10 protein-coding genes are annotated in these 14,141 nt (G+C 58.0%); 9 read left to right on the top strand and 1 reads right to left on the bottom strand.

Annotated features, from left to right (window positions below; all coding sequences use genetic code 11):
* The first annotated feature begins 483 nt into the window (after positions 1 to 483).
* The 7 genes from AC0TNG_RS03700 (at position 484) to AC0TNG_RS03670 (ending at position 7,633) form a co-directional block, all read left to right on the top strand.
* Positions 484 to 813, top strand: coding sequence for a YqcC family protein (locus tag AC0TNG_RS03700; RefSeq protein ID WP_023309024.1), 330 nt, complete (start codon positions 484 to 486; stop codon positions 811 to 813).
* Complete coding sequence (truC, locus tag AC0TNG_RS03695; RefSeq protein WP_024909276.1) at positions 810 to 1,586, top strand: tRNA pseudouridine(65) synthase TruC; 777 nt, start codon at positions 810 to 812, stop codon at positions 1,584 to 1,586. The genes AC0TNG_RS03700 and truC overlap by 4 nt, the downstream gene beginning before the upstream one ends.
* Positions 1,587 to 1,610: 24 nt before the next feature.
* Positions 1,611 to 2,060: a flavodoxin gene (locus tag AC0TNG_RS03690; RefSeq protein WP_024909275.1), complete on the top strand. Its 450-nt coding sequence runs from the start codon at positions 1,611 to 1,613 to the stop codon at positions 2,058 to 2,060.
* A gap of 307 nt (positions 2,061 to 2,367) precedes the next feature.
* Positions 2,368 to 3,723 carry a galactarate/glucarate/glycerate transporter GudP gene (gudP, locus tag AC0TNG_RS03685; protein WP_024909274.1) on the top strand — a complete coding sequence of 452 codons (1,356 nt, stop codon included), beginning with the start codon at positions 2,368 to 2,370 and terminating at the stop codon, positions 3,721 to 3,723.
* Complete coding sequence (locus AC0TNG_RS03680; RefSeq protein ID WP_473713298.1) at positions 3,723 to 5,063, top strand: enolase C-terminal domain-like protein; 1,341 nt, start codon at positions 3,723 to 3,725, stop codon at positions 5,061 to 5,063. The genes gudP and AC0TNG_RS03680 overlap by 1 nt, the downstream gene beginning before the upstream one ends.
* A 15-nt stretch (positions 5,064 to 5,078) precedes the next feature.
* On the top strand, positions 5,079 to 6,416 hold the full coding sequence (gene gudD / locus AC0TNG_RS03675) for a glucarate dehydratase (protein WP_024909272.1): 1,338 nt from the start codon (positions 5,079 to 5,081) through the stop codon (positions 6,414 to 6,416).
* A gap of 77 nt (positions 6,417 to 6,493) precedes the next feature.
* Positions 6,494 to 7,633, top strand: a complete 1,140-nt coding sequence (locus tag AC0TNG_RS03670; RefSeq protein WP_024909271.1) for a glycerate kinase — start codon at positions 6,494 to 6,496, stop codon at positions 7,631 to 7,633.
* Positions 7,634 to 7,729: 96 nt separating this feature from the next.
* Here the strand turns inward: AC0TNG_RS03670 and barA are convergent, their stop codons facing one another.
* A complete protein-coding gene (gene barA, locus AC0TNG_RS03665; protein ID WP_024909270.1) occupies positions 7,730 to 10,489 on the bottom strand; it encodes a two-component sensor histidine kinase BarA in 2,760 nt (919 codons plus the stop codon).
* 57 nt (positions 10,490 to 10,546) lie between these two features.
* On the opposite strand from barA, the gene rlmD reads away from it, so the two are divergent.
* Complete coding sequence (gene rlmD / locus AC0TNG_RS03660) at positions 10,547 to 11,845, top strand: 23S rRNA (uracil(1939)-C(5))-methyltransferase RlmD (protein ID WP_267217480.1); 1,299 nt, start codon at positions 10,547 to 10,549, stop codon at positions 11,843 to 11,845.
* Positions 11,846 to 11,896: 51 nt separating this feature from the next.
* Positions 11,897 to 14,128 carry a GTP diphosphokinase gene (gene relA / locus AC0TNG_RS03655; protein WP_473713297.1) on the top strand — a complete coding sequence of 744 codons (2,232 nt, stop codon included), beginning with the start codon at positions 11,897 to 11,899 and terminating at the stop codon, positions 14,126 to 14,128.
* Positions 14,129 to 14,141 lie beyond the last annotated feature (13 nt).

Genomic DNA, 14,141 nt, shown 5'->3' with positions numbered 1-14,141 from the left:
TACGGCTTACACACCCGAAAGGGTGGGTTGTAAGACGAAGCGGAATAGCGGATTCTATCTCCGTCGACAGGACGCCGACACGAGAAACGAACATCAGGATGATGGCGTATCTCACTCAGGACTCGTCAGGATGGCGCTGCAGGAAGGCTTCAGGATGAAGCGAAGTGGATTACGCAGGATGCGTAAGGGACACCTCCAGGAAGGAGAACGAGAGCCGGTCAGGATGGTCGGTGGGTCTGGAAAGCCAGGACGTTTCAGGATGAAACAAACACGTCAGGAAGATGTGTGCAGGATGCATCGGTTTACGGATGACCAGGCCTTCGGGCTTCAGGAAAAGTTGTCACGGATGAGCAGGGAGCACGAATTGTAGCTGGAATGCTGCGGAACGAACCGGGAGCACTGTTTTTACAGTGCTCCCTTTTTTTATTTCTGTCTTCCGCAATGCTATGCTGCGCGCCGTTCACTTTTTCAGTTGAGGTTACTATGACGCAACACGATAGCGTTCGTGCTCAGTTGCACGCCATCGAAGCCCTTTTGCGCCAACATCAGCTGTGGCAGGAGACCGCGCCGCAGCCAGAAGCGTTCGCGAGCACCCAGCCCTTCTGCCTGGATACGCTGGCCCCGTTTGAGTGGCTGCAGTGGGTGTTAATTCCGCGCATGCACGCCCTGCTTGAGGGTGGTCACCCGCTGCCGCAGGCGTTTGCTGTCTCTCCCTACTATGAAATGGCGCTCGAGGCGACGCACCCTGCGCGTGACGTGATGCTGGTCGAACTGGAAAAACTGGATGCCCTGTTTGCCGGTGAAGATGCATGACGCTTGAGATCCTCTATCAGGACGAGTGGCTGGTGGCGGTGAATAAACCGTCAGGCTGGCTGGTGCACCGCAGCTGGCTGGATCGCGACGAGAAAGTGGTGGTGATGCAGACCGTTCGCGACCAGATTGGTCAGCATGTTTTTACCGCCCATCGTCTCGACAGACCGACCTCCGGCGTGCTGCTGATGGGGCTGTCCAGCGAAGCTGGCCGTCTGCTGGCGCAGCAGTTTGAACAGCACCAGATCCAGAAGCGCTATCACGCGATCGTGCGTGGCTGGCTGACCGAGTCCGCCACCCTGGACTACCCGCTGGTGGAAGAACTGGACAAAATTGCCGATAAATTTGCCCGCGATGACAAAGGTCCGCAGCCTGCGGTGACGGATTATCGCGGCATGGCGACGACGGAAATGCCGGTGGCCACCAGCAAATTTCCGACCACGCGCTACAGCCTGGTTGAGCTTCTGCCTAAAACCGGGCGTAAGCACCAGCTGCGACGCCATCTTGCACATCTGCGCCACCCGATTATTGGCGACAGCAAGCACGGTGATTTGCGCCAGAACCGCAGCGCGGCCGAACACTTTGGCTGCCATCGCCTGATGCTGCACGCGAGCGAGCTCAGCATGACGCACCCGTTTACCGGCGAGCCGCTGACTATCCGCGCGGGGCTGGACGACGTCTGGATGCAGGCGCTGTCACAGTTTGGCTGGTTGGGACAACTCCCCGAAAATGAAAGGGTTGAGTTTGTATCGGGCAACGTTCAGGATGAACAGTAAACGCATTCATTATGGGAAAATAGCATGGCTGAAGTAGGCATTTTTGTCGGCACAATGTACGGCAATTCGCTGCTGGTCGCGGAAGAGGCTGAGGCGATTCTGGCAAGTCAGGGCCATAAAGCCACGGTCTATGAAGACCCGGAGCTGGCAGACTGGGAAAAGTATAAAGACAAATACATTCTGGTGGTGACCTCCACCACCGGGCAGGGCGATCTGCCGGACAGCATCGTGCCGCTGTTCCAGGGCATTAAAGACCAGCTTGGCTATCAGCCGGACGTGCACTACGGCATTATTGCCCTGGGCGACAGCTCTTACGCCAACTTCTGCGGCGGCGGCAAGCAGTTCGATGCGCTCCTGCAGGAGCAGAACGCCCAGCGCGTCGGCGAGATGCTGCTGATTGATGCGGGTGAGCACCCGGAGCCAGAAAGCGAATCAAACCCATGGGTCGAGCACTGGGCAACGCTGCTTAAATAACCCTGCGCTATACCAATGGTAGGCCGGGTCAGGCGCAGCCGCCACCCGGCATTACACTCCGCACCAAACGCCATTTCCGTGAACCACCTTCCACTATCCTGGGCTTATGCCATAAACAAGCTCTCATACACCCTTAAATACTGTGTTTCTGCACGGTGAGGTGAAGAGGCACTCCTTCATATACTTTCCTGGTCACGATAAAACGGCTTCAGGCCGTACCAAAACGACAAAACAAATCTCATTCTGATTACCCTACCGGTGCTGTACAGAATGAACCTGGCGAAAGCTATGTTTCAGGAGTGCAACAATGAGTACATTAAGCCACGCGGCGAGCAGCGCTGAAAAGCGCACCAACGCCCGCTACTGGATAGTGGTGATGCTGTTTATCGTCACGTCCTTTAACTATGGTGACCGCGCCACGCTGTCGATTGCCGGTTCGGAAATGGCAAAAGATATCGGCCTTGATCCCGTGGGCATGGGTTACGTTTTCTCCGCATTCTCATGGGCCTACGTCATCGGGCAAATTCCTGGCGGCTGGCTGCTGGACCGTTTTGGATCTAAACGCGTCTATTTCTGGTCCATCTTTATCTGGTCTGCCTTTACCCTGCTGCAGGGCTTCGTCGATATCTTCAGCGGCTTCGGCATTATCGTGGCACTCTTCACGCTGCGCTTCCTGGTTGGCTTAGCGGAAGCGCCTTCCTTCCCGGGCAACAGCCGCATTGTCGCAGCCTGGTTCCCGGCGCAGGAGAGGGGGACGGCGGTGGCGATTTTCAACTCCGCACAGTACTTCGCAACGGTGATCTTCGCGCCAATCATGGGCTGGCTGACGCATGAGGTTGGCTGGTCACACGTCTTCTTCTTTATGGGTGGGCTTGGGATCGTCATCAGCTTTATCTGGCTGAAAGTGATCCACGAACCCAACCAGCATCCTGGCGTAAACAAAAAAGAGCTGGAGTACATCGCAGAAGGCGGTGCGCTGATCAACATGGATCAGAAATCCTCGACGGCGAAAGTCCCGTTCAGCCAGAAATGGGCGCAGATCAAGCAGCTCGTCGGTTCGCGCATGATGATCGGCATCTATCTGGGCCAGTACTGTATTAACGCCTTAACCTACTTTTTCATCACCTGGTTCCCGGTATACCTGGTTCAGGCCCGCGGCATGTCGATTCTGAAAGCGGGATTCGTCGCCTCGGTCCCGGCAATCTGCGGTTTCGTGGGGGGCGTGCTCGGCGGGGTGATTTCCGACTGGCTGATGCGCCGCACGGGGTCACTGAACATCGCGCGTAAAACGCCTATCGTGCTCGGCATGCTGCTCTCCATGACCATGGTGTTCTGTAACTACGTCAATGCCGAGTGGATGATCATCGGCTTTATGGCGATGGCCTTCTTCGGCAAAGGCATTGGCGCGCTGGGCTGGGCGGTGATGGCGGATACGGCCCCGAAAGAGATCAGCGGCCTGAGCGGCGGTCTGTTCAACATGTTCGGCAACATCTCCGGGATTGTTACGCCCATCGCGATCGGTTACATCGTCGGCACCACCGGATCGTTCAACGGTGCGCTGATCTACGTGGGTGTGCATGCGCTGGTGGCGGTATTGAGTTACCTGGTGCTGGTGGGGGATATCAAACGCGTCGAACTTAAACCTGTTGCGGAGCGTGGCTGATGACAACGCAATCGAGTCCAACCGTCACGGAGATGAAGGTCATCCCGGTGGCCGGGCAGGACAGCATGCTGCTCAATATTGGCGGTGCGCATAACGCCTGGTTTACCCGTAATATCGTCGTACTGAAAGACAGCGCAGGAAATACCGGCGTGGGCGAGGCCCCTGGCGGAGAGGTGATTTACCAGACGCTGGTCAATGCCATTCCGCAGGTCGTGGGCCAGGAAGTGGCCCGTCTGAACAAGGTGGTTCAGCGAGTGCATAAGGGCAATCAGTCGGCAGACTTTGAGACGTTCGGTAAAGGTGCCTGGACGTTTGAACTGCGCGTCAACGCGGTCGCCGCCCTGGAGGCCGCCCTGCTCGATTTACTGGGTAAGGCGCTCAATGTCCCGGTCTGCGAGCTACTGGGGCCCGGTAAACAGCGCGATGCGGTCACCGTACTGGGCTATCTGTTCTACGTTGGCGATCGCAATAAAACCGATCTCCCCTATCTGGCCCGAACCGCGGGCGACCACGACTGGTATCAGTTGCGCCATCAAGAAGCGCTCTCCAGCGACGCAGTGGTGCAGCTGGCCGAGGCGGCGCAGGATCGCTACGGCTTTAAGGATTTCAAGCTGAAGGGCGGCGTGCTGCCCGGCGAGCAGGAGATTGACACGGCCCGGGCGCTGAAAAAGCGCTTTCCGGATGCACGGATCACCGTCGATCCCAACGGCGCATGGCTGCTGGATGAAGCGATTAGCCTGTGCAAAGGGCTGGGGGATGTCCTGACCTATGCGGAAGATCCCTGCGGCGCGGAGCAGGGTTTTTCGGGCCGTGAAGTCATGGCTGAGTTCCGTCGCGCCACCGGGCTGCCTGTCGCGACCAATATGATTGCTACCAACTGGCGCGAAATGGGTCACGCGGTGATGCTAAACGCCGTCGACATACCGCTGGCGGACCCGCACTTCTGGACGCTTTCAGGCGCAGTGCGCGTGGCGCAGCTGTGCGACGACTGGGGGCTGACCTGGGGCTGTCACTCGAACAATCACTTTGATATTTCGCTGGCGATGTTTACCCACGTTGGCGCGGCGGCGCCGGGTAACCCGACCGCCATCGATACCCACTGGATTTGGCAGGAAGGGGAAGCCCGCCTGACGAAAAATCCGCTGGAAATCATCAATGGCAAGATTACCGTACCGGATGCGCCGGGCCTGGGCGTGGAGATTGACTGGGATCAGATCCATAAAGCCCATGAGGCGTATAAAAAATTGCCGTGTGGCGCGCGTAACGACGCGGGTCCGATGCAGTACCTTATTCCCGGCTGGACATTTGACCGTAAGCGCCCTGTTTTCGGACGTCACTGATAAAAGGATTGAACGATGAGTACTTTTTCTACCCCTGTAGTTACCGCCATGCAGATCGTTCCGGTTGCGGGCCATGACAGCATGTTGATGAACCTGAGCGGCGCGCATGCTCCATTCTTTACCCGCAACATTGTCATTATCAAAGACAATTCCGGCCATACGGGCGTGGGCGAAATTCCGGGCGGGGAGAAGATCCGCCAGACGCTGGAAGATGCCATTCCGCTGGTGGTGGGCAAAACGCTGGGTGAGTACAAAAATGTCCTCAACACCGTGCGCAACACCTTTGCCGATCGCGACGCCGGTGGGCGTGGCCTGCAGACCTTCGATCTGCGCACCACCATTCACGTGGTGACCGGGATTGAATCCGCCATGTTGGATCTGCTGGGTCAGCATCTGGGCGTCAACGTTGCGTCGCTGCTGGGCGAGGGTCAGCAGCGCAGCGAAGTGGAAATGCTGGGCTATCTGTTCTTTGTTGGCGACCGCAAGCTGACGCCTTTGCCGTACCAGGGCCAGCCGGACGAACAATGCGACTGGTACCGGCTCCGCCACGACGAGGCGATGACTCCGGATGCGGTGGTGCGCCTGGCGGAAGCCGCTTATGAAAAATATGGCTTCAATGATTTCAAACTGAAGGGCGGCGTGCTGGCCGGTGAGGAAGAGGCGGAAGCCGTGACCGCGCTGGCAAAACGCTTCCCGCAGGCGCGCGTGACGCTGGATCCGAACGGCGCATGGTCGCTTAATGAGGCCATTGCGATCGGTAAACAGCTGAAAGGCGTGCTGGCGTATGCGGAAGATCCGTGTGGGGCAGAGCAAGGCTTCTCAGGACGTGAAGTGATGGCGGAATTCCGTCGCGCTACGGGGCTGCCGACCGCGACCAATATGATTGCGACCGACTGGCGTCAGATGGGACACACCCTGTCATTGCAGTCTGTTGATATTCCGCTGGCGGACCCGCACTTCTGGACGATGCAGGGATCGGTGCGTGTGGCGCAGATGTGCCATGAGTTTGGCCTGACCTGGGGCTCGCACTCTAACAACCACTTCGATATCTCTCTGGCGATGTTCACTCACGTCGCCGCCGCCGCGCCGGGCACGATCACCGCTATCGACACCCACTGGATCTGGCAGGAAGGTAACCAGCGTCTGACTAAGCAGCCGTTTGAGATCAAAGGTGGCATGGTGCAGGTGCCTTCCACCCCGGGGCTGGGGGTTGAGCTGGATATGGATCAGGTCATGAAGGCCCACGAGCTGTATCAGAAACACGGTCTGGGCGCGCGCGACGACGCGATGGCGATGCAGTATCTGATCCCGGACTGGACATTCGACAATAAACGCCCGTGCATGGTACGATAAACGCATTGGGACCGCTCCCATGAGCGGTCTTTTACGTGGTGTATGCTTAACGTAACGACTATGCGTAAGGATGGCTTATGAAAATTGTTATCGCACCGGACTCGTATAAGGAAAGTTTGAGTGCGCTTGAGGTTGCGACAGCGATAGAACGTGGTTTTCGCGAGATCTTTCCCGAGGCGGTTTACGTCAAACTGCCGGTCGCGGACGGTGGCGAAGGGACGGTTGAGGCGATGATCGCGGCAACGCAGGGACGCATTGTACATGTTCCGGTAACCGGCCCGCTGGGTGAGCGCGTGGACGGGTTTTATGGCTTATCCGGTGACGAGCAGAGTGCCTTTATTGAAATGGCGGCGGCAAGCGGCCTGGAGCTGGTTGTGCCTTCGCAGCGTAATCCGCTGAAAACCACCTCCTGGGGCACGGGCGAACTGATTCGTCACGCGCTGGATGCGGGCGTTAAGCATATCATCATTGGCATTGGCGGCAGCGCCACCAATGACGGCGGCGCAGGGATGGTGCAGGCGTTGGGCGCTAGATTGCTCGACGCCAGCGAACAGCCTCTTGGGCAGGGCGGGGGCGAGCTGGGAAAACTCGCGCGTATCGACCTGAGCGGGCTGGACAGACGTCTGGCGGAGTGCCGGATAGAAGTCGCCTGTGATGTGACGAATCCGCTTACCGGAAAGGATGGCGCGTCAGCCGTATTTGGCCCGCAAAAGGGGGCCACTCCCGAGATGATCGTTACCCTGGACAACGCGCTGGCGCACTATGCGAGCGTGATTGCCCGGGATCTGGATATCGACGTGCTTAACCTTGCTGGCGGCGGCGCGGCGGGTGGCATGGGGGCCGCGCTGTACGCCTTTTGCGGCGCGCAGCTGCGCCAGGGCATTGAGATCGTGACCGATGCGCTACACCTGGCCGATCAGGTAGCCGATGCGGATCTGGTGATCACGGGAGAAGGTCGCATCGACAGCCAGACGATCCACGGCAAAGTCCCGGTGGGCGTGGCGAAAGTGGCAAAACGCTTTAACAAACCCGTCATCGGCATTGCAGGCAGCCTGACGGCGGACGTTGGCGTGGTACACGATCACGGCATTGATGCGGTGTTTAGCGTGATCTACACCATCTGCTCGCTGGAAGATGCGCTGGAAAATGCCGGTGAGAACGTCAGGATGGCCGCAAGGAATATCGCGGCGGTGCTGAAAGTCGGGCAGGGGATGTAGTTCTCCCTCTCCCCTGGGAGAGGGGCGGGGTGAGGGCATCAGGCCGCACCCGCAATCGTAGGCCCGGTAAGGCGAAGCCGCCACCGGGCTTCTACCTCAGCTCCCCAACACCTTCATCGCTTCCCGCGTCACGTTATCCATTTCATCCAGCAGCTCCAGGAACTCCGGTTCAAGCTCCGATTCCGGCGTACCGGCACGCAGCTGCTGCTCCAGCAGCTGGCAGAGGTTTTTCAGCCGCGGTACGCCGCTGTACCCGCAGCTACCGTGCAGCTTGTGGATTGCTTCCAGCAGATCTTCCGGGTTTTCACCCACCAGCTGCTCTTCCACCTTATTGCGAATTTCCGGCAGAAACGCGACCAGCATTTGCAGCATTTCGCGGGCCAAATCGGGTTTACCTGCCGCCTGGCGCAGAGCAAGCTGCCAGTCAAGGGTCGCGTTCTGGTTGACGGTTATTTCAACCGGCTCGCTGGATACCGTATACGTCCCGCCAATATGACCCGGCTTATAGCGTAACAGCAGGTTATGAAGTTTCTCTTCATCGATTGGCTTCGCCAGATAGTCATTCATTCCGGCGCTCAGCAGCTTCTCTTTTTGACCGGCCATCGCGTGCGCGGTGACTGCAATGACCGGCGTTTGTTGCTGATGCGGCAGCTGGTGGATCAGCTCGCAGGCCCGAATGCCATCCATGCCCGGCATCTGAATATCCATCAGGATTAAATCGAACTGCATCTGCTTAGCCTGTTCAACCGCCTGCGCGCCGCTGGTGCACAGCTCAACGTGCTGAACCTGGTCTTCAAGCAATGCACCAATGAGCTTCAGGTTGGCCGGATTATCATCCACCGCCATGACGCTCATCGGCAATTTTTGCTCATCGTCAATCATCGGGAGGGCATGCTGGCTGAGACGGCAATATTCCGTGAGCGCAGGCAGCAGGCGGGTCGCGGTGAGCGGTTTAAGCAAGCAGGCGGCTGCCCCGTCATTTTTCAACTCTTCTGCATTGAGCTGCGCGTGGCAAGGCAGCGCCAGCAGCAGGTAGTCGGTCATCGACGCGGCTTTTGCCAGCCGCTCCTGCTGCATGGTCAGCTCGCCGGTGAAGGTGACCGGGATCCCCATCAGCAGGATGTCGTAATGCTCAACGGCCAGGGCGGAGAAGGTTGGGCTGTAGACCACCTCCAGCGGCGTGGTGCTTAAAATGTCGAGCGCGCACTGCGCTGCCGCCGCGTTAGGTTCGACGTAGGCCAGACGCTTGCCTTTCAGGCAGTCCGTCACCGGGCCATCGGTCAATACGTTTGGATTGAGGTCCAGATTAATGTGGAACCAGAAGGTTGAACCGCGGTTCGGCTGGCTGTGGAAAGAGATATCGCCGCCCATCTCGTTCACCAGGCGTTGCGTGATCACCAGCCCCAGACCGGTGCCGCCATGACGGCGGGAGATACTGGCATCCGCCTGACGGAACGCCTGGAACAGACGCGACTGGTCGCGCTCCGGAATCCCGATGCCGGTATCGCGGATCTGGACTTCAATCTGCACCTTATTGCTGCTGATCGAGCGTTTTTCTACCAGAATGTCGATGTTACCGCTTTCGGTGAATTTAATGGCATTCCCGACAAGGTTGGTAATGACCTGCTGCAGACGCAGCGGATCGCCAATAACGTTATCCGGCACGTCGTTTTTAATGTTGAGCGTCAGCTCAAGGCCTTTGTCGTGCGACGAGTGTGCGAGCAGCGTCACCACTTCATCGAGCGTGCTGCGCAGCGGGAAGGGAATACTCTCGAGGATCAGCTTGCCCGCCTCCAGCTTGGAGAAGTCCAGCACGTCGTTGATGATCGCCAGCAGGTTGTTGGCCGAGCGTTCAATGGTGTGCAGGTGATCGCGCTGAGTCGGGTTGAGCTCGCTTTTCAGGGTCAGACGGGTAAAGCCGATCACGCCATTGAGCGGCGTGCGCAGCTCGTGAGACATATTGGCAAGGAATTCCGATTTAATACGCGCCGCTTCCTGAGCGCGCTTTTTCGCTAGATCCAGCTCAACGTTCTGGATCTCCATCTGCTCCAGCGTTTCGCGCAGGTCGGACGTCGCCTGGTCAACGTTGTGCTGCATCTCTTCGTGATAGGCCGCCAGCGACATCGCCATCGAGTTGATGCCGTTTTTCAGCATATCCAGCTCACCCAGCATAAACCCTTCCACACGGCTGTCGAGCTGTCCCCGGCGAATGCGGTCAACCGTGTTAACCATGTTGCGGATGGGACCCGTCACGTCGCGCATCAGGCGCCAGCCGAAGATCAGCGCAATGCCGATGCAGAACAGCATCATCACGCCGGAGATGAAAATCTCTTTGTACTGCTGTAGCCGGACCGACTTGAGATCCAGCTCCAGCGCCACATATCCCAGCATATTATTGCTGGATTTGGCGTCGGACTGCGCAGACTCATCGGGGGAATAGCTCTCCGACACGATCGGCGTGCGCAGGATCATGATATCGCCGCGCCGCAGTACGGTGAGGTGACGCGGGAACGGCGTACCGTCCGGGATCTTCAGGGCTGCCGGATCGAGATGAAAGTTCGAGGTGACAAACAGGCGGTTATGTTCGTCGTAAACGGAAATGGCGCGTACGATGTCCGAGTGGCGGCGGTGGAGTACGCTGATTAACTGCCCAATGGATTCGCGGTTTTGCAGGTTCATGCCGTACTCGCTGGAGACGGCAAGCGGTTCGATAATGCTGGCGCCTGCATCCTCCAGCTGTCGCTGCAAATCGTTATAGCGGTGCACCACAAAGAAGATACTCAGCAGCAAACCGATGAGAACGGTGGGGGCGAGGATCAAAATCATCATGCGCGCGCGCAGGCTGTAGTTGGTCATGGCGTTCCGTTATGGGACAATTAAGATAATTATGTTTATGTGAGAAAAATCTCGGCGATGGCGCAATTCTACTCTGCAAAGCGACGCGTGACGACGCGTCAAATCATCACTGTTGAGGCCACGGACCTCGATCCGTTTGGTCAGGGAGTGGCACGCCACAATGGTAAGGCTCTGTTTATAACAGGTTTACTGCCAGCAGAACGAGCAGAAATTACGCTGACGGAAGATAAACGCCAGTTTGCGCGCGGGCAGGTTAAGCGTCGACTCAACGACAGCCCGGAGCGAGTGGCGCCCCGCTGTCCTCATTTTGGCGTGTGCGGCGGCTGCCAGCAACAGCACGCAAGCACAGAATTACAGCAAAAAAGCAAAAGCCGCGCGCTGGCGCGTCTGCTTAAACATGACGTTAACGAAATTCTTGCCGATGCGCCCTGGGGCTATCGTCGTCGCGCACGCCTGAGCCTCAGCTATCAGCCAAAAACGGAGCGGCTGGAGATGGGGTTTCGCAAGGCCGGCTCCAGCGACATCGTTGACGTGAAGCAGTGCCCCATTTTGGTGCCCCATCTTGAGGCATTGCTTCCGGAAGTGCGCATCTGCCTCTCCGGGCTGGACGGCGTTCGCCATCTTGGGCATATCGAACTGGTCATGGCAAACAATGGCCCGCTGATGGTGCTGCGCCATACCGCGCCGTTGTCGAAAAAAGATCGCGAAAAACTGGAACGCTTTTCGCATTCCCACGACCTGGCGCTTTTCCTTGCACCACAAAGCGAGATACTTGAACAGGTTACCGGTGAGGCGCCCTGGTATGCGTCAAACGGGCTACGCTTAACGTTCAGCCCGCGGGATTTCATTCAGGTCAATGATGGCGTTAACCAGCAGATGGTTGAGAAAGCGCTGGCGTGGCTGGATGTTCAGAAAAGCGATCGGGTGCTCGATCTGTTCTGCGGAATGGGCAACTTCACGCTGCCGCTGGCGCGAAAAGCGGCCAGCGTCGTCGGCGTGGAAGGCGTTGAGGCGCTGGTGGCGAAAGGGCAGGAGAACGCACAGCAGAACGGCTTGCAAAATGTGACATTCTTTCATCAAAATCTTGAGGAAGATGTCACCCAACAGCCGTGGGCAAAACAGGGCTTTGATAAAATCCTGCTTGACCCGGCGCGTGCCGGTGCCCCAGGTGTGATGGCGCATATTATTAAACTCGCGCCAAAGCGTGTGGTCTATGTTTCCTGTAACCCGGCAACGCTTGCCCGGGACAGTGAGGCATTAATTAGCGCGGGTTACCAGATTCAGCGTCTGGCAATGCTGGACATGTTCCCGCACACTGGTCATCTGGAATCGATGGTGTTGTTCGAGCACATCTAATTTGTTTGGCTTGTCGACTTCGACAGGCCCTGGTCCCTAAAGGAGAGGACAATGGTTGCGGTAAGAAGTGCACATCTCAATAAAGCTGGGGAGTTTGACCCACAAAAATGGATCGCAAGTCTGGGAATTTCCAGCCAGCAGTCGTGTGAACGCTTAACCGAAACCTGGGCCTATTGTCTGCGCACCACGCAGGGGCATCCCGACGCCGATCTTCTCCTGTGGCGCGGCGTGGAGATGGTTGAAATCCTGTCCATGCTGAACATGGACATCGAAACGCTGCAGGCCGCGCTGCTGTTCCCTCTCGCGGATGCGGACGTGGTCAGCGAAGACGTACTGCGCGACAGCGTCGGGAAATCCGTCGTCGCGCTGATCCACGGCGTGCGCGATATGGCGGCTATCCGCCAGCTCAAAGCCGCGCACACCGATTCCGTCTCCTCAGAACAGGTTGATAACGTTCGCCGGATGCTGCTGGCCATGGTGGATGATTTCCGCTGCGTGGTCATCAAGCTGGCCGAGCGTATTGCCCACCTGCGTGAGGTGAAGGATGCGCCGGAAGACGAGCGCGTGCTCGCCGCCAAAGAGTGTACAAACATCTATGCGCCGCTGGCGAACCGCTTAGGGATTGGTCAGCTGAAATGGGAGCTGGAAGATTACTGCTTCCGCTATCTGCACCCGGCGGAATATAAACGTATTGCCAAACTCCTGCACGAGCGCCGCATCGACCGCGAGCACTATATCGAGGAATTTGTAGGTGGCTTGCGCCAGTCGATGAAAGAAGAGAACGTGCGCGCCGAAGTCTACGGTCGGCCTAAGCATATCTACAGCATCTGGCGCAAAATGCAGAAGAAACACCTCGCCTTTGACGAGCTGTTTGACGTGCGCGCCGTGCGTATCGTGGCGGAGCGTCTGCAGGACTGCTACGCCGCACTGGGGATAGTGCACACTCACTTTCGTCATCTGCCCGATGAGTTCGATGACTATGTCGCCAACCCTAAACCGAACGGCTATCAGTCTATCCATACCGTGGTGCTTGGCCCTGACGGCAAAACGGTCGAGATTCAGATCCGCACCAAACAGATGCACGAGGACGCCGAGCTGGGCGTCGCCGCGCACTGGAAATACAAAGAAGGTACGTCCGGCGGGGCGCGTTCAGGACATGAAGACCGTATTGCCTGGCTGCGCAAGCTGATTGCGTGGCAGGAAGAGATGGCCGACTCTGGCGAGATGCTCGACGAAGTGCGCAGCCAGGTCTTTGATGACCGGGTCTATGTCTTTACCCCGAAAGGGGACGTTGTCGACCTGCCTGCGGGCTCTACGCCGCTCGATTTTGCCTACCACATCCACAGCGATGTGGGGCACCGCTGCATCGGGGCGAAAATCGGCGGACGAATCGTACCGTTCACCTATCAATTGCAGATGGGTGACCAGATTGAAATCATTACCCAGAAGCAGCCCAACCCGAGCCGGGACTGGCTTAACCCGAACCTGGGATATGTCACCACCAGCCGCGGACGCTCGAAAATTCACGCCTGGTTCCGTAAACAGGATCGTGACAAGAACATCCTTGCCGGTCGCCAGATCCTCGACGACGAGCTGGAGCATATCGGGATAAGCCTGAAAGAGGCGGAGAAATTCCTGCTGCCGCGCTACAACTTCAACGAGCTTGACGAGCTGTTAGCGGCGATCGGCGGCGGTGATATCCGTTTGAATCAGATGGTGAACTTCCTGCAGGCGCAGTTCAATAAGCCAAGCGCGGCAGAGCAGGACGCGGCGGCGCTGAAGCAGCTGCAGCAGAAAACCTACGCGCCTCAGCAGCGCAGCAAAGACAATGGCCGCGTGGTGGTCGAGGGCGTGGGCAATCTGATGCACCACATTGCCCGCTGCTGCCAGCCTATTCCGGGCGACGATATCGTCGGCTTTATCACCCAGGGGCGCGGGATTTCGATTCACCGTTCCGACTGCGACCAGCTTGCCGAGCTTCAGTCGCATGCGCCGGAGCGCATCGTGGAAGCGGTCTGGGGTGAGAGCTATTCCGCCGGCTATTCGCTGGTGGTGCGCGTTACCGCCAACGACCGCAGCGGCCTGCTGCGCGACATCACGACCATTCTCGCCAACGAAAAGGTCAACGTGCTGGGCGTCGCCAGCCGCAGCGATACCCGCGAGCAGCTTGCCACCATCGATATGACCATCGAAATCTACAACCTGCAGGTGCTGGGCCGCGTGCTCGGCAAGCTGAACCAGGTGCCGGATGTGATTGACGCGCGTCGTCTGCACGGCGGCTAAACATCCTCTTACG

The organism is Enterobacter sp. PL_is514, from assembly GCF_055816715.1.
Note: the sequence above shows the minus strand (reverse complement) of the source record. Positions and strands in the feature narration are given on the sequence as shown.

Bases quoted from the DNA above. Each gene is read 5' to 3' on its own strand.
- AC0TNG_RS03700 (WP_023309024.1), top strand. From the start codon at position 484: ATGACGCAACACGATAGCGTTCGTGCTCAGTTGCACGCCATCGAAGCC.
- truC (WP_024909276.1), top strand. From the start codon at position 810: ATGACGCTTGAGATCCTCTATCAGGACGAGTGGCTGGTGGCGGTGAAT.
- AC0TNG_RS03690 (WP_024909275.1), top strand. From the start codon at position 1,611: ATGGCTGAAGTAGGCATTTTTGTCGGCACAATGTACGGCAATTCGCTG.
- gudP (WP_024909274.1), top strand. From the start codon at position 2,368: ATGAGTACATTAAGCCACGCGGCGAGCAGCGCTGAAAAGCGCACCAAC.
- AC0TNG_RS03680 (WP_473713298.1), top strand. From the start codon at position 3,723: ATGACAACGCAATCGAGTCCAACCGTCACGGAGATGAAGGTCATCCCG.
- gudD (WP_024909272.1), top strand. From the start codon at position 5,079: ATGAGTACTTTTTCTACCCCTGTAGTTACCGCCATGCAGATCGTTCCG.
- AC0TNG_RS03670 (WP_024909271.1), top strand. From the start codon at position 6,494: ATGAAAATTGTTATCGCACCGGACTCGTATAAGGAAAGTTTGAGTGCG.
- barA (WP_024909270.1), bottom strand. From the start codon at position 10,489: ATGACCAACTACAGCCTGCGCGCGCGCATGATGATTTTGATCCTCGCC.
- rlmD (WP_267217480.1), top strand. From the start codon at position 10,547: ATGGCGCAATTCTACTCTGCAAAGCGACGCGTGACGACGCGTCAAATC.
- relA (WP_473713297.1), top strand. From the start codon at position 11,897: ATGGTTGCGGTAAGAAGTGCACATCTCAATAAAGCTGGGGAGTTTGAC.